The sequence below is a fragment of the Pseudomonas sp. N040 genome (assembly GCF_015637705.1).
Taxonomy (GTDB): domain Bacteria; phylum Pseudomonadota; class Gammaproteobacteria; order Pseudomonadales; family Pseudomonadaceae; genus Aquipseudomonas.
Map to the genome: position 1 here is coordinate 485,077 of NZ_JADOBE010000001.1, position 15,000 is coordinate 500,076.

Sequence of the window (15,000 nt, forward strand, 5' to 3'; positions counted from 1 at the left end):
CAAAATCAGTAATTCACCCTGCCGCGTCCGGCCTTGATCGCGCCGCGCAGGTTCTTGCCCTCCAGCCGGCGTTTCTTCGAACTCAGCGTCGGCTTGGTCGGGCGCCGGGCCTTGTCCACCTTGACCGCCGCCAGGATCAGCTCCCGCAGCCGCTCCAGCGCATCGGCACGGTTCTTTTCCTGGGTGCGGTACTGCTGGGCCTTGATCACGATCACGCCATCGCTGCTGATGCGCTGGTCGCGCAGGGCCAGCAGGCGTTCCTTGTAGAACGGCGGCAATGCCGATGCCTGGATATCGAAGCGCAGGTGCACGGCGCTCGACACCTTGTTGACGTTCTGCCCGCCGGCGCCCTGGGCGCGGATCGCACTCAGCTCGATGTCGCTGTCAGGCAGGTGCACGGTGTTGGAGATCAGCAGCATGGGCGGGGCGCAGGCAGGTCAGGGGCGTTCAGGATAACCCGTGCGGGCCGGATGCACCCGCAGCAGGATCCAGGCCAGCGTGGCGAACAGCGCACCGGCGGCGAAACAGCTGGCGGCGCCCCAGGTCTGCCACAGCCAGCCGGCCAGTCCGCTGGCCACCAGCATGGCCACTCCGCTGAGCAGGTTGAAGACGCCGAATGCGGTGCCGCGCAGGTCGGCCGGCGCGGTGTCGGCGACCATTGCTGCCAGCAGACCCTGGGTAAAGCCCAGGTGCAGGCCCCAGACGGCGACGCCAAGCAGCACGCAGAACAGCGAGTTGCCGGCGGCCAGCAGCAGGTCGGCGATCACCAGCAAGCCCAGGCCGGCACCGAGCAGGCCCTGCCGGCCGACGCGGTCCGAAAGGCGGCCCACCGGGTACGCCGAGAGCAGGTAGAACAGCCCGAGCAGGACCATCACCAGGGGAATCCAGGTGACGGCCATTCCCACCTGCTGTGCGCGCAGCACCAGGAAGGCTTCGCTGAAGCGGGCCAGGGTAAACAGCGCCCCAAACAGCGTCACCCACCAGAATGCCGCGGGGAAACGCCGCAGGCTGGCGCGGTTGATCGGCGAGCGCAACGCGGCATGCCCGACGGCCCTGGCCGGCTCGTGCAGGCCGAATACGATCAGCCCGACGGCGAGCAAAGCTGGCGGCACGGCAAACCACAGCACCAGCTGGATATTGTCGTGCAGCAACAGCATCAGTAGTACCGCCAGCAGGGGACCGAGAAAGGCGCCCACGCTGTCCAGCGACTGGCGCAAACCGAAGGCTGCGCCACGCAGGGCGGGCGGGGTGACATCGGCCACCAGCGCATCCCGCGGCGCTCCGCGAATGCCTTTGCCGATGCGGTCGAGTAGCCGCGCTGTGAACACCGCGTGGGCCGAGCCGGCCAGGGGAAACAGCGGCTTGCTCAGGGCGCCGAGGCCATAGCCGAGCAGCAGCAGGCCCTTGCGTTTGCCGAAGTAGTCGCTGAGGGCGCCGGAGAAGACTTTCACGATCAGCGCGGTGGCTTCGGCCGCGCCCTCGATCAGGCCGAGGGTGAGCATGCTGCTGCCCAGGGTGCCGACCAGAAAGATCGGCAACAGGCCGTGCACCAGCTCCGAGGAGATGTCCATGCACAGGCTGATCAGCCCGAGTACCCAGACGGTCCGCGGAATGCCGCGCAGCAGGGTGGCGTCAGGCATGCACAGTCTCCCCGGGGTGGGTCGTGCGGCGGGTCAGTCGGACCGGCCGTCGGTCATTTGCAGGATTTTCTGCGCCGAGGACTCGAGGGCTTTCGAGGCGATGCGGATTTCCCGCAGGAAGCTCAACAGCGCCAGGATAAAGGTGCCCATGCTGGCCACGAACAGGGCGGCCACCCACAGCGCAGCGTTGAAGCCCATCAGGTCGCTGATGAACAGCAGGCCGATCACCACGCAGATCAGCAGGGCGGTCAGGGTGCACAGGGTGATCGCGCGGTTGCACAGCACGGTGCGGCGGAACAGCACGGACAGCTCGCCGCGGCGCAGCCGCGAATGCTCCGGCCGCTCGAGGATGATGCCCTCGAGCTTGCGGGTGCGCTCGACCACGCGCGCGAGGCGGTTGGTCAGCACCGCCAGCATGGTGCTCAGCGCGGTGAGCAGGAATACCGGCGCTACCGCCATCTGGATGACATGGGCCAGATCAGGAATGCTGCTTGCGGGAAACATGGAAATACTCTCGTTGGCTGTGGTGGGCGGGCAGACTAGAACGCCGTCCAGCTACCCTTGTACTGTTGCTCGCAGGCGCGCTGGAGAATCCGCGCATCGCTGGCTACGCCGTAGTAATGAATGTCCTGCCGATAAGGCAGCTGGCTGACCATGGCATTGCGGCAGGCCCCGTAAGCGCCCGCCGGGCACTGCTCGACATAGCTGACCTCGACGGTCTGGCCCTTGAGTTGCGGCTGGCAGAAGCCGTCATGGAACATCTGTTGCGGGATACTGACGTTCTGCTGGCACACTTGCACCTCGACCTGGCTGCCGCGGCTGCGCACCACGCAGGCCTCGGCCTGCACCAGCGCGGGCAGCAGGGCGAGCAAACCGATCAGCAGACTACGCATGCGGGATTTCCGTGCAAACCAGGGCACGACTCTAGCAAGTCTTGCCTGTTCGCGTCCAAACTCCCCAGCGCAACCGCCGCAGGATAGCCCGATGCTTGCCGATATCCCCACCCATCTGATCGCCGGCCCGCTGGGCGCCGGCAAGACCAGCCTGATCCGCCACCTGCTGGCACACAAGCCGGCGCACGAGCGCTGGGCGGTATTGATCAACGAGTTCGGCCAGATCGGCCTCGACCAGGCGCTGCTGACCACCGCGGCCGACGGCATCAGCCTGGCCGAGGTGCCGGGCGGCTGCCTGTGCTGTGTCAACGGCGCGCCGTTTCAGGTCGGCCTGGCGCGCCTGTTGCGCCAGGCGCGGCCGGACCGCCTGCTGATCGAACCCTCCGGCCTGGGCCATCCGGTGGAACTGCTGCGCCAGCTGGCCGAGCCGCCGTGGCCGGGCGTGCTGGCCCTGCAACCGCTGGTGTTGGTGCTGGATGCCGCGGCGCTGGCCGCAGGCCGGCCGCTGCCGGAAAGCCAGCAGGCGGCACTCGGCGCTGCCGGGTTGTTGCTGCTGAACAAGGCCGAAGGGCTGGACGCCGGCGCGCGCGCCCTGCTGCAGGCGCGGCTGCCGCAGCGCCCCGTGCAGTGGACGACCCAGGGCCGGCTGGAGATTGCCGAGCTGCCCGGCATCAGCGTGCAGGCAGGGGCAGGCGGCGGCGATGCACTGTTGCCCAGTGGTCCGGGCGTCACCCCGGTGCTTTGGCCTGACCCAACCCAGCCTATCTGCCAGATTCAGGACCAGCCTGAAGGCTGGAGTATCGGCTGGCGCTTCCATCCCGGCCAGACCTTCGAGCTGATGCAGGTGCAGCGCTGGCTGGCTGGCCTGCCCTGGTGGCGCGCCAAGCTGGTGTTGCAGAGCAATGCCGGCTGGTTGTCGGGCAATGCCCTGGACGGCGCGCCGGTCCACTGGCAGAGCAGCGAGTGGCGCAAGGATTCGCGGCTGGAGCTGATCTTCGCCACAGCCCAGGACGTCGCGGTCTTGCAGGCGGGGCTGCTGGCCTGCCGCCTGTGACTCAGCGCAAGCGCTGGCGCAGGTAGCCGATCAGCATGGGCAGCAGCGACAGGCCAATGATGCCGAGGATCAGCAGGCTCAGGTTGTCCTTGATCAGCGGCACATTGCCGAACTGGTAACCGAGGGTCAGCAGGCCGCCGATCCACAGCAGGCTGCCAAGCAGGCTGAACGTGACAAAGCGCGGGTAGGGCATGCGCCCGAGGCCGGCGACAAACGGCGCGAAGGTGCGCAGGATGGGAAAGAAGCGCGCCAGGGTGACGGTCTTGGCGCCGTGCCGGGCGTAGAAGATTTCCGTCTGCAGCAGGTAATCGCGGCGGAAAATGCGCGAGTCGGTCTTGGTGAACAGGCGGATGCCGAAGTGCCGGCCGATCCAGTAGTTGGTGCTGTCGCCGAGGGCGGCGGCGACGAACAGGCACAGGCCGAGCAGCCAGGGATCCATGCCGTTCAGCGCGACCACCGCGCCGGCGATGAACAGCAGCGAGTCGCCGGGCAGGAACGGCATTACTACCAGGCCGGTTTCGCAGAAGATCACCAGTGCCAGCAGGGCGAAAATCCACACGCCATATTCCACGGAGAGCGCCTGGATATGCTGGTCGAGGTTGAGAAACAGGTCGATGAGGCTGGTGAAATCCATGCGGTCACAGGGGCTGTTGAACGGGGATGGCGATGCTAGCAGGTTTGCCGGCGTCTGCGTCTGGCACTGGCCGGTCTGGGTGCCACCAGCGGGCAAGAATTGTGTTGCAGCGATTGACCGGCCGCTACGCGGCTCACTGGGGCGTCTGGCCGGATCGCGCGTGCTCGCGCCGCCAGTCGGCCAGCTGGATCACCTGTGCCGAGGGCAGAACGTCCTCGTCACGCGCGCTAAACGGGTGCGGATCCAGCTCGATGCTGGCCAGCTGCCGGCCAAACAGGGTGATACGCCCATGCAGGCGCTGATCGCCGGTCACGGTGAATTCGAAGTTGTACTCGCGCGCCAGGCGCCGCCGCCCCTGGCGATCGCGCAGCAGGCGCAGGCCCTGCAGGGCGACGTTCTCGTCGAGCAGCTCGATGTCGATTTTCTCGCAGTGCCGGCGGGCCAGCAGCAGGGCCTGCTCGCGAATCCCGTGGCCGCGCCAGAGCCACGCGGCAGCAGCGACAAACAGCATCAGCAGGGCAACATCGAAGAGCGACAGCATGGGGCGATTCTCCTGGGCGACTGGCGTCAAGCTTAACAGGCGTTGAAAAGCGCCGTGGCGGCCAGGCCGGCGGTTTTTGCCGGACGCCTGGCCCGTGCCGGCTGTTGTCGCGGGCCAGCCTCAGTGCGCGGGCAGCAACTGGCCGCGCAGCAGCAGGAGCAGGGTGCGCACCAGCAGATAGGCGATGACCAGGCTGGCCAGCAGCACGGCAGCCAGTGCCACTTCGCTCGGCCAGCCGCCGCGGCGCACGGCCTCGACCACCGCCGACGCGAGGGCCGCCAGCGGGAAAGAGAATGACCAGAAGCTGAAGGAGAACGGCGTACTGCTCCACCATTGCCAGCGGGTCAGTACGGCAACCACCGGCCCGCAGGCGACGCCGATAGTGATTAGCAGGTAGTCGGCCGGCAGCTGCGGCCACAGCACGCTGAGGCTCAGGGCGGCCACCGCCGCCGGCGCCATCTCGATGCCCAGGGTCGGGCGCAGGGCCAGCGGCAGGGGGCCGTCGAACAGGCGGTGGAGGATGCGCATCTCCAGCAGTGCCCAGCCACCCAGGCCCATCCCCAGCACCAGCACGGCAAAGCCCTGCAGGCCCAGCGCGGCAAGGGCCATGGCGCCGACCAGGCCGCCGGGCACGATGGGCAGGTAGAGCACCGGGGTGATCAGCTCTTCAGGCATCTGCCCGGTGGTCAGCTGCTGCACCACCTGCCAGGCGATCAGGCCCTGCAGGGTCAGGGCCAGCAGGCTGCAGCCGAGGAGCACCGACCAGGCCTGCGGGTAGCGGCCTGCCAACTGGCTCACCGCGAGCAGCAGCGCCACCGGCAGCAGCGCCAGCAACGGGCCCTGCACCGGATGATAGAACTCGTTCTGCAGCTGCGTCCGGTGCGCCGCCAGCTTGACCAGCCAGAGCAGCGCCAGCAGCAGCAGGATGACCAGGCCTGCGAGCAGCAGGGCGTCGGCGATCACGCTGGCGCCGGTCACCTGCAGCGGGCCGAGGCGGCGCCAGGCGCCGTCCAGGCCGAGCAGGCCAAGGGGGATGGCAAACAGGCCCGGGTGCAGGCGGGTCAGCCAGGAGCGGGGCAAGGGGAGTGCGGCGGCAGGCGACAGCGGCATCTGGGCATCTCGTGGCGGGGCGTTGGCAGAGCTTAGCGGAGGCGCTCGGCGAGGGCCATGCGGCGGCCTACTTGCCGGCCGACAGGCCGAAATCGATCGCCAGGTTGGCCCCGGTAATGGCTTCGGCATAGGGCTGGCAGAGAAACCAGACCAGCTCGGCGACTTCCTCCGGGCGGATAAAGCGCGCCGCGCGGCCTTGCGGGTAGAGGCTCAGCAGGTCGCGTTTGTAGCCCTGCGGGTCTCCGCCACCGTAGCGCTCGGCCTGGAAGTCGAGCATCGGCGTGGCGATATCGCCCGGGGATACCGCATTCACGCGGATGCCATCGGCCGCCAGGTCCAGCGCCAGGGTCTTGCTCAGCAGGGTCAGCGCGCCCTTGCTGGCGCAGTACAGCGCGGCATTGCGGTTGCCCTGGTGGCCGGCATCGCTGGCGATGTTGATGATCGTCCCGCGGCTGACACGCAGCGGCGCGATGGCGGCGGCGCAGGTGAAGAAGGCGGCCTTCAGGTTGACGTTCAGCACCAGGTCGAAATCGGCCTCGCTGCAGGCCTCGACCGGCCCTTCGCGCCAGACGCCGGCGGCATTCACCAGCGCATCCAGGCGCCCGCAGCGCGCCAGCACCTCGTCGAGCAGGGTCTGACAATTGGTGGCGTGTCCGAGGTCGAGCGCCAGGCTGGCGGCCAGCGGCAGTTGCAGCCCCAGCGCCTGCAGGCCGGCAGCGTTGAGATCGGTGGCGGCGACCCGCCAGCCGCCGTTGGCAAAGCGCCGGGCGACGGCGCTGCCGAGACCGCCGGCGGCGCCGGTGATGAGCACGACAGGTTGCATGGAATACTCCCGGGAAGTGGTTGGGCGGCCAGCGGGCGCCTGATCCCGCGAGCTCGGGCGCGGTGGACCAGCCGCCGGTCGGCGTGATCCACCCGGCGGAGGGTCAGGCGTGGGTCAGGTACCAGCGCCAGTCCTGCTCGCCGACTTCGCCGACAAACTGGCGGAACTCTTCCCACTTGATGGCCAGGAAGATCTTCAGGAAGTCCTCGCCGAAGGCTTGTTTCGCCCAAGCCGATTGCTCCAGGGTGCGCAGGGCCGTCAGCCAGTCGGTCGGCAGGGTTTCGCGCGACTGCTCATAGCCGTTGCCGATGATCTCTTCGCCCGGGTCGATGCGGTTCTGGATGCCGTGGTGGATGCCGGCCAGGATTGCGGCGGCCGCCAGATAGGGGTTGGCATCGGCGCCGCAGATGCGGTGCTCGACGTGGCGGCTGTTGGCCGGGCCGCCGGGTACGCGGAACGACACGGTGCGGTTGTTCACGCCCCAGCTCTTGGCCAGTGGCGCGTAGCTGTTGGCCTGGAAGCGGCGGTAGGAGTTGGCATTCGGGCAGAAGATCGCCAGCGCGTCATTCAGCGTGGCCATCATGCCGCCGATGGCGTGCTTGAGCAGCGGCGTGCCATGCGGGTCTTCACTGGCCATCAGGTTGTTGCCCTGAGCGTCAGCCAGCGAGACGTGCATGTGCATGCCGCTGCCAGCCAGGTCGCCGAACGGCTTGGCCATAAAGCAGGCCACCAGACCATGTTTATTGGCCACGCCCTTGACCAGGCGCTTGTAGCGCACGCCTTCATCGACCGCTTGCAGGGCATCGAAACGGTGCTCCAGGGTCAGCTCCAGCTGGCCGGGGGCGTACTCGGAAATCGCCGTGCGCACCGGCAGGCCCTGGGCCTCGCAGGCGCTGTAGAGGTCGTCGAGGAAGGCCTGCTGCTGCTCCAGCTCCAGCACGCCATACACCTGCGGCGCTTGCGGGCGCACGCCGTTGGCCTGCAACGCCGGCTGCGGGCGACCGTGGGCGTCGCGCTGCTTGTCCAGCAGGTAGAACTCCAGCTCCACCGCCATCACCGGGTGGTAGCCGTCGGCCTTGAGGCGCTCGATGGCACGCGCCAGCACATGCCGCGGATCGCCGGCGGCGGCGGGTGCGCCTTGGGTCGGGTGCATGCTCACCTGCACCTGACCGGTGGGAGTGCTGCGCCAGGTCTGCAGGGTCAGCGAGCCGGGGATCGGGTAGGTCCAGCAGTCGGCGTCGGCGACTTCCCAGACCAGCCCGCTGGCCTCGACGTCCTCACCCTGAATGGTCAGCGAGAGAATGGAGCTGGGCAATGGCCGGCCGTTCTCGTAGATGGCCAGCAATTCGTCGCGGTGCAGCAACTTGCCGCGCGGGATGCCGTTGGCGTCGATCAGCATCAGTTCGATCAGACGCACCTCGGGGTGCTGGGCGAGGAAGTCACGGGCTTCCTGGATGTCGGCGAAGGTCATTGTGTTCTCTCACGCAGGGTGGAAAACCGCGTAGCGTTTTCCACCGGGGAAGGGCGAGGTGGAAAAGGCCTGCGGCCGTTTTCCACCCTACGGATTATTCACGCGCGCCGGGGATGGCCAGCAGCTCGACCAGCCCCGCATCGAGGGTTTCGATCAGTTCGTCCACATCTGCCGCCGTGGTGCTCGGGCAGCACAGGGTCATGTTGTGGAACGGCGTGATCAGGATGCCACGGTTGATCAGGTAGAGGTGCAGGGCCATCTGCAGCTCGTCGTGGAAGGCGGCCTCGGCCTCGGCACCGGTCTTCGGCGAGACCGGGCAGAACTGGAATTCGCTGCGCGCACCCAGCTCGGTCACCGACCATTGCAGGTGGTGCTTGGCGATCAGCGCGCGGAAACCGTCGGCCAGGCGTTTGGCCAGCGGCAGCATGTGGTCGTAGGCGGCCTGGGTCATCACCTGTTCCAGGTTGGCGCGCATGCAGTGCATGGCCAATGCGTTGGCCGAAAGGGTGGTGCCCATGCCGCTGTGACCATGGCCATGACTTTCCTCGCTGGCCTGCTTGCGCGAAGCGAGCATCTGCTCGGCCATTGCCGCGCTGCAACCAAAGATGCCGCACGGCACGCCACCGGCAATCGGCTTGCCGACCACGAAGAAGTCCGGGTCGAGGTTCCACAGCTTGGTGCAGCCACCGATGTTGGTGGAGATGGTGTGGGTCTCGTCGATGATCAGCAGCGAACCGTATTTGCGTGTGAGTTCCCGGCACTTCTGCATGAAGCCCGGCTCCGGCAGGACCATGCCGATGTTGGTCATCGCCGGCTCACAGAGCAGGGCGCAGACATCGCCCTGGGCCAGCGCGGCTTCCAGGGCTTCGACATCGTTGAACGGGATGGCGCGGCTGTATTCGGTCAGGTCATAGGCCTGGCCGACCAGCCCGGAGCGGTGCACCGTGTCGCCGTCGCGGCAGCGCACCATCACGTCGTCGACGGTGCCGTGGTAGCAGCCATCGAACACCAGCAGGGTCTTCCTGCCGGTGACCGCACGGGCCCAGCGCAGCACGTAGCGGTTGGAGTCGGTGGCGGTGGCGGTCACCTGCCAGAATGGCAGGCCGAAGCGCGCGGCCAGCAGCTCGCCGCAGACCACCGCGTCCTCGCCCGGCAGCATGGTGGTCAGGCCGTTGTTGGCCTGCTCGGCGATGGCCTTGGCGATCGGGTCCGGCGAGTGGCCGAACATGGTGCCGGTGTCGCCCAGGCAGAAGTCGATGTACTCGTGGCCGTCGACGTCGTAGAAGCGCGCGCCCTTGGCGCGCTCGACAAACAGCGGGCAGGGCGTCGACCAGTCGGCCATCCAGTGCATCGGCACACCGGCATACAGCGACTGGTGCGCACGCTCGGCCAGGGCCACGGACTTCGGGTTGCGCTCGAGGAAACGGGCGCGCTCGCGGGCGGTGAAGGTTTCCACGGCGGATGGGCTGATACCGCTGGCTGTCATGTTGAACACCTCGTTCGAATTTCCGCACATTCTTATATGTGATCACAAATAAGTCAAATAGAGGCATTTGCCGCTGCATTTGCTACCATCTGGCCAATTTTGTGATCACAAGAGTGGATAAGATGACCGTTTCCCTTTGGCAAGATCAGGTTGCGCTGGTGAGTGGCGCCGGCAGCGACAGCGGGATTGGCCTGGCCATTGCGCGGCGCCTGGGCCGCGCCGGCGTGCGCGTGTTGCTGACCGCCAGCAGCGCGCGCCTCCAGCAACGAGTCAGCGAGTTGCAGTCTGAAGGTATAGACGCTCGCGGCATGCTTGCCGACCTTACCGACGAAACCCAGGTCGCCGCGCTGGCCGGCTGGGCGCATGCCCAGTTCGGCCGCATCGACATCCTGGTGAACAACGCCGGCATGGCCATGCAGGGCAGTCCCGAGCCGCTGGCCGAAGTCGCCGGCATGGACCTGGCCACCTGGAACCTGTCCATCGCGCGCAACCTGACCAGCGCCTTCCTGCTGACCCGCGCCGTGCTGCCGGGCATGCAGGCGCGCGGCTACGGGCGCATCGTCAACATCAGCTCGACCACCGGCACCCGCGCCAGCAACCCCGGCGAAGCCGCCTACAGCGCGGCCAAGGCCGGCATGGTCGGCATGAGCATGGGCCTGGCGCTGGAAGTGGCGAAACAGGGCATCACGGTGAACAGCGTGGCACCCGGCTGGATCGCCACCGGCTCCTCCACCGACGAGGAGCGCCGGGCCGCCGCCTACACCCCGATCGGCCGCGCCGGGCGCCCGGAGGAAGTAGCCGGCGCCGTGGCCTTCCTCGCCTCGCCGGAAGCCAGCTACATCACCGGCGAGTTGCTGGTAGTGGACGGCGGCAACTGCCTGATCGAGAACAAGGCTCCCTGAATCAGGCATAAAGCTCACGTGACGTAGGTTGGGTTGAGCACAGCGAAGCCCAACAGCGGCATTCGTGCCAACCACAGCGCCGGCTTGTCGGGCATCGTCGCCAGCGACTCAAGCCAACCTACAGATGCGCACCTGCAAAATGGGTAAAAGACCATGCACAACTGCTCGCTGACCCTCGCCCAACTGCCTGCTCCGCCAGTATTGAACGGTGACGCTTGATGGCCGACAACTTGCAGGAACAGCTGTATCAGAACATCCGTGCGGCGCTGCTGGAAGGGCGCTTCCAGCCTGGCGAGCGGCTGAAGATCCGCGACCTGGCCGCGCAGTGGGGCACCAGCCCGATGCCGGTGCGCGCGGCCCTGCAGCGGCTGGTCGCCGAGGGCGCGCTGGAGGGCGAGGCGCAGCGTTCGCTGCGCGTGCCGGCGATGACCCGCGCGCGCTTCGAGCAATTGCTGCCGGTGCGCATCAGCCTGGAGGGACTGGCGGTGGAGCTGGCCAGCCAGCGCCTGGGCGAGGCCGAGCTGGCCAGCCTGCAGGGCTGTGTCGTGCGCATGCGGCAGGCCCTGCAAGAGCGCAATGTGTCGGCCTACCTGGCCGACAACAGCCAGTTCCACCTGACCCTGTACCAGGCCTGCGCCAACCCGGTGCTGCTGCGCCTGATCGAATCACTGTGGCTGCAGGTCGGCCCGTTCTTCAACCGCCTGTTTACCGAAGCGGACCTGTCGCTGCGCCTCAACGACTTCCACGAGGACTGCCTGAAAGCCCTGCAGGCCGGCAACGGCAAGGCGGCGCGTCTGGCCATGGAGCAGGACTTGCAGTACTTCGGCCAGTTCCTGCTCAACCTGCTGAGCCTGGAGACGACTCAGGGGGCTGGCTGATCAGGGTTGGTTTCTGGCGGATTGGAAATCCGTGGCTGATTTTTTGGGCTGCGCCGGGCTGGTTATCGCAGTCGCTAGATCGCTCCGGTTGCGCCCCGCCGGGCGCCTCACTTTTCTTGACTCGCGGCGCTCGCCCTGCGGGCCAGCCTGCGGCTGTTACTTCGCTACGCTGCGTTTGCTTGCGCAAAGAGAAAGTAAGCAAAAGAAACATCCCCCGGCATCCGGGTCTTCGCTGCGCTCAGACTCCCCTCGCTCCGGCACTGCTCCGAGGGTCGTCGCGAAGGGCCATCCATGGCCCATCGTTCCTCATTTGGCATCCATGCCAAATACCCCTCTGCACAGCACCTGCGCTCGGCCTCCTGACGGGGACGGTTCGACTACCGAAGCCATGCTGTTCGACTTAAGGCCGAAAAAGCTGTTGGTGTGCACGGACAGACAGTCCCGTCAGGAGGGTGAGCGGAATCGGTGTGGAGGGGGTTGAGCGGCATGGATGCCGCGAGAGCTGCGCTGGGCCAGGGACGGCCCTTCGCAGCGTGCCCCTGGAATGCCGATGGAGCGAACGAACCCCTAGCGCGCAGCGCTCGGGGCCGTATGTCGGGTGCGCTTTCTCTTTGCTTACTTTCTCTTTGCGCAAACAAAGAGAAAGTGAGGCGCCGTGCAAGGCGCAATCTGTAGCTGTGTGCCGAGGAAAGCGTATCGGCCTGGCTTGTAGCCAGCGCCAGTTAAAGAACTGCACACGGATTTCCAATCCGCCGTAGTTCTCCCTAGCCCACCACCCTCAACTCTCCAGCCACACGTCCCGCGCCCAGTGCCACACGGTTTCCCAGCTCTCGGCGGCCAGCTCTTCGGTGTCGGCCTCCCACAGGAACACCTCGCCTTCCGGGTCGACCACGTAGTAGTTGCGCCCGTCCTGGCACAGCGGCACCAGCCAGCGCGGCACGCCGAGGTCCCAGGCGGTAGCGGTGACTTCCGGCAGGTAGGTGTGCGAGTTCTGGTCGCTGGCGGTGACCGGCTCCAGATGGCCGTAGACCACGTCGCTGACGGTCAGCAGGAATTCGCGCAGGCCGTAGGGCAGGTGAATGAGGATCTGCTCCTGGATATCCACCAGGTCTTCTTCCTCGGGCAGCTCCAGCGGAACCGGTACCGGCTCGTTGAGCTCGCGCAATTGTTCGATGATTTCTTCCACAGCCGGCCTCCCCGCGTTGAGTCGCCCGTTATACAGTGGCGCGGCGTCCTGGCCAATCGTTGCCGTCACCCGCAGGATCAACTGCAGACGGCTGGCGTACGCCAGCGTCGTCCCATCACCACTGCCTGCACGAGGGCTTTGCATGAACGCGCTTGAACTGAAAATCCCGCCACCGCTGGTGATGCTGCTGACCGGCCTGCTGATGTGGCTGCTGGCGACGCTGTCGCCCGCGGCGACGCTGGCCTTGCCCTATCAGGGCTATCTGAGCCTGCTGGCCGGGCTGGCCGGTGCCTGCCTGATCGGGGTCAGCGTGCTGCTGTTCGTCCGCGCGCGCACCACCATCGAGCCGACCCATCCCGGGCGCGCGGCGCGCCTGGTGACGGGCGGGTTCAACCGGATTTCGCGCAACCCGATGTACCTGGGCCTGCTGCTGTGGTTGCTGGCGTGGGCGCTGTGGCTGGGCAATGGCCTGGCCCTGCTCTGCCTGCCGGCATTCGTGGCGTACCTGAACCGTTTCCAGATCAGCCTGGAAGAGCGCTTTCTGGCGCAAAAGTTTGGCGAGCAGTACGCGCACTATCGGGCACGGGTACGGCGCTGGTTGTAGCGAGGCCGGGCGGCTTGGTGCCGGGCTGCTTAGCGGGGTTGATTGACCGCGCTGGTTGTGTCGGCCGGGATCTGGTTGCCAGCCGCGCCGCTGCTGTAGAAAGGGTGCAACCCCGCAGCAACGGCGGGTTGCACCCGCCCTACAGCAGCTGGAAAGGGATTCGCAGGGTGGTCAACCGCGCAGCGTTGGCCCGTTAGGTGGAAAAGCCGCAAGCGGCGTTTTCCACCCTACGCAAGCGATGCGGCGCACCCCAATCCCCGTCAGCAGGCCGGATGCAGGGTGCCGAATATAGTGTGGCGGTATGGCTCGTTACTGAAGTCACGCAGAAGCAACAACAGCCATGGTTAGCCAGCCCCGCGCAGAACCCACAAAAAACCCGGGCAAGCCCGGGTTTTTTGATCATGGCCGGGCTCAGCCCATGTGGAAGAAGGCCAGCTTGTTGCCGTCCAGGTCGCGGAAGTAGCCGGCGTAGAAGCCCGGCATGCGCTCGCCTGGTGCGCCCTCGTCAGTGCCGCCGAGGCTGATGGCCTTGGCGTAGAGCTTGTCCACGCCCTCGCGGGAGCCGCCGACCAGCGCGATCATGTTGCCATTGCCCGGGGCCGCGGTTTCCTTGTTGTAGGGGGTGGCCACACCCAGCATCGGCTGGCCCATCTTGACGCCAAAGAAGGCGCCGCGACCGACATCCATCAGGATCTTCGCGCCCATTTCGCCGAGCAGTGCGGAGTAGAACGCCTTGGCCTTGTCCAGGTCGTTGGTGCCGATCATTGCATATCCGATCATGTTGCCGTCCTCGTGGTGGTGGTGCGGGGAACTGACTCTAGCAGAGCGCGGGCAAGTGCTCAGGCGTTTTGCCGGATACCGGCGACCAGCCAGGGCTGGTTGTCCCCGGCGGCGCGTTCCAGGCGCCAACTTTCGCTGAAGGCCTCGCCCTGGTCGAAGCGCGAGGTCTTGGCCAGGCCGCTGAAGGTCAGGGTGGCGATGGTCTGCGTCGGGGTATCGTCGAGGCCGTCGAGCTGCACCTGCAGGTCGTCGATGTAAGTGGACTGGAGGCCGTCACCCATGCTGGCGCGTTCCTGCTGCAGGAACTGGGTCATCTGCGGGGTGAAGAACTCGGCGATCTTCTCCATTTCGTTGGCGTCCCAGTGTTGTTGCAGGGCCAGGAAGTGCTCGCGGCCCTGTTCGATAAAGCGCGCCTGGTCGAACCAGGCCGGCGCCTTGAGCGCAGGCCGGGCGGCAGTGCCGGAGCCGAACAGGTTGCCCGCTTGCGCATTGTCGCGCGAGTAGGGTGCGCCGCCGGCCATGGCCGGCTGGCGGCGGGCGGCGAACAGGCGGAAAAGCAGGAAGGCGAGCAGGCCGAAGATCAGGATGTCGAACAGTTGCAGGCCCTCGAAGCCGTCGCCCATGAACAGCGAGGCGAGCAGGCCGCCGGCGGCGATGCCGGCCAGCGGGCCGAGCCAGCGCGAGGCGCCACTGCTGGCCGCGGCAGTCTTGCCGGCGCTCGTGCTGCTGGCGCTGCTGGTCGTGGCTGGCTGGGTCTGGCGCAGCTGGCTGGTCTGGTGGCTCGGCGCCGTGCCAAAGCTCTTGGCGCCGCCCAGGCGCTTGGCGGCATTGGCATCCAGGCTCAGGGTGAGGCTGAGGCACAGCGCCAGGGTCAGGCTGAGAAAACGTTGCATGATCGAACTACCCGGTTGTGGAAAGACGCGCGCATCTTGCCGGTGTGATGCCGGGCAATGCCAGCGGCAGAGTGTTTCGGGATTTTTGCTGGCGCGGCGGGCAGC

17 protein-coding genes are annotated in these 15,000 nt (G+C 67.0%); 4 read left to right on the forward strand and 13 right to left on the reverse strand.

Annotated features, from left to right (window positions below; all coding sequences use genetic code 11):
• Positions 1-5: 5 nt before the first annotated feature.
• From arfB to ISX93_RS02290, 4 genes are read right to left on the reverse strand one after another with little or no spacing between them, the layout of a single operon-like run.
• Complete coding sequence (arfB, locus tag ISX93_RS02275) at positions 6-419, reverse strand: alternative ribosome rescue aminoacyl-tRNA hydrolase ArfB (protein ID WP_195777061.1); 414 nt, start codon at positions 417-419, stop codon at positions 6-8.
• Positions 420-437: 18 nt separating this feature from the next.
• Entirely contained in the window at positions 438-1,640 is a 1,203-nt protein-coding gene (locus ISX93_RS02280; protein ID WP_195777062.1) for an MFS transporter, read from the reverse strand.
• A gap of 33 nt (positions 1,641-1,673) precedes the next feature.
• Entirely contained in the window at positions 1,674-2,144 is a 471-nt protein-coding gene (locus tag ISX93_RS02285; protein ID WP_195777063.1) for a DUF2721 domain-containing protein, read from the reverse strand.
• A gap of 35 nt (positions 2,145-2,179) precedes the next feature.
• A complete protein-coding gene (locus ISX93_RS02290) occupies positions 2,180-2,533 on the reverse strand; it encodes an NADH:ubiquinone oxidoreductase (RefSeq protein ID WP_195777064.1) in 354 nt (117 codons plus the stop codon).
• Between the two features lie 91 nt (positions 2,534-2,624).
• Here ISX93_RS02290 and ISX93_RS02295 point away from each other — a divergent pair, with 91 nt between their 5' ends.
• On the forward strand, positions 2,625-3,587 hold the full coding sequence (locus ISX93_RS02295; RefSeq protein WP_195777065.1) for a CobW family GTP-binding protein: 963 nt from the start codon (positions 2,625-2,627) through the stop codon (positions 3,585-3,587).
• A 1-nt stretch (position 3,588) separates the two neighbouring features.
• Here ISX93_RS02295 and ISX93_RS02300 read toward each other — a convergent pair whose 3' ends face one another.
• From ISX93_RS02300 to ISX93_RS02325, 6 genes are all read right to left on the reverse strand, one after another.
• Entirely contained in the window at positions 3,589-4,221 is a 633-nt protein-coding gene (locus tag ISX93_RS02300; RefSeq protein WP_195777066.1) for a DedA family protein, read from the reverse strand.
• A gap of 133 nt (positions 4,222-4,354) precedes the next feature.
• The gene (locus ISX93_RS02305; protein WP_195777067.1) at positions 4,355-4,762 is read right to left on the reverse strand and encodes a DUF3301 domain-containing protein; all 408 of its coding nucleotides are present in this window, start codon (positions 4,760-4,762) and stop codon (positions 4,355-4,357) included.
• A 120-nt stretch (positions 4,763-4,882) separates the two neighbouring features.
• Positions 4,883-5,872: a hypothetical protein gene (locus ISX93_RS02310; RefSeq protein ID WP_195777068.1), complete on the reverse strand. Its 990-nt coding sequence runs from the start codon at positions 5,870-5,872 to the stop codon at positions 4,883-4,885.
• Positions 5,873-5,939: 67 nt separating this feature from the next.
• On the reverse strand, positions 5,940-6,695 hold the full coding sequence (locus ISX93_RS02315; protein WP_195777069.1) for an SDR family NAD(P)-dependent oxidoreductase: 756 nt from the start codon (positions 6,693-6,695) through the stop codon (positions 5,940-5,942).
• A 103-nt stretch (positions 6,696-6,798) separates the two neighbouring features.
• Positions 6,799-8,166, reverse strand: a complete 1,368-nt coding sequence (locus ISX93_RS02320; protein ID WP_195777070.1) for a glutamine synthetase family protein — start codon at positions 8,164-8,166, stop codon at positions 6,799-6,801.
• 94 nt (positions 8,167-8,260) lie between these two features.
• Positions 8,261-9,652 (reverse strand): aspartate aminotransferase family protein, encoded by a 1,392-nt coding sequence (locus ISX93_RS02325; protein ID WP_195777071.1) that lies wholly within the window; start codon positions 9,650-9,652, stop codon positions 8,261-8,263.
• 122 nt (positions 9,653-9,774) lie between these two features.
• Between ISX93_RS02325 and ISX93_RS02330 the strand changes: the two genes are divergently transcribed.
• Positions 9,775-10,554, forward strand: coding sequence for an SDR family NAD(P)-dependent oxidoreductase (locus ISX93_RS02330; protein ID WP_195777072.1), 780 nt, complete (start codon positions 9,775-9,777; stop codon positions 10,552-10,554).
• A gap of 218 nt (positions 10,555-10,772) precedes the next feature.
• Positions 10,773-11,432, forward strand: a complete 660-nt coding sequence (locus tag ISX93_RS02335) for a GntR family transcriptional regulator (RefSeq protein ID WP_195777073.1) — start codon at positions 10,773-10,775, stop codon at positions 11,430-11,432.
• Positions 11,433-12,210: 778 nt separating this feature from the next.
• On the opposite strand, the gene ISX93_RS02340 is transcribed toward ISX93_RS02335, so the two are convergent.
• Positions 12,211-12,618, reverse strand: a complete 408-nt coding sequence (locus tag ISX93_RS02340; RefSeq protein ID WP_195777195.1) for an SMI1/KNR4 family protein — start codon at positions 12,616-12,618, stop codon at positions 12,211-12,213.
• 142 nt (positions 12,619-12,760) lie between these two features.
• On the opposite strand from ISX93_RS02340, the gene ISX93_RS02345 reads away from it, so the two are divergent.
• Positions 12,761-13,222 (forward strand): methyltransferase family protein, encoded by a 462-nt coding sequence (locus ISX93_RS02345; RefSeq protein ID WP_195777074.1) that lies wholly within the window; start codon positions 12,761-12,763, stop codon positions 13,220-13,222.
• Between the two features lie 411 nt (positions 13,223-13,633).
• Here ISX93_RS02345 and ISX93_RS02350 read toward each other — a convergent pair whose 3' ends face one another.
• Together ISX93_RS02350 and ISX93_RS02355 are read right to left on the reverse strand one after the other, a co-directional pair.
• A complete protein-coding gene (locus tag ISX93_RS02350; RefSeq protein WP_195777075.1) occupies positions 13,634-14,002 on the reverse strand; it encodes a VOC family protein in 369 nt (122 codons plus the stop codon).
• Positions 14,003-14,061: 59 nt separating this feature from the next.
• Positions 14,062-14,895, reverse strand: a complete 834-nt coding sequence (locus tag ISX93_RS02355) for a Tim44 domain-containing protein (protein ID WP_195777076.1) — start codon at positions 14,893-14,895, stop codon at positions 14,062-14,064.
• Positions 14,896-15,000 lie beyond the last annotated feature (105 nt).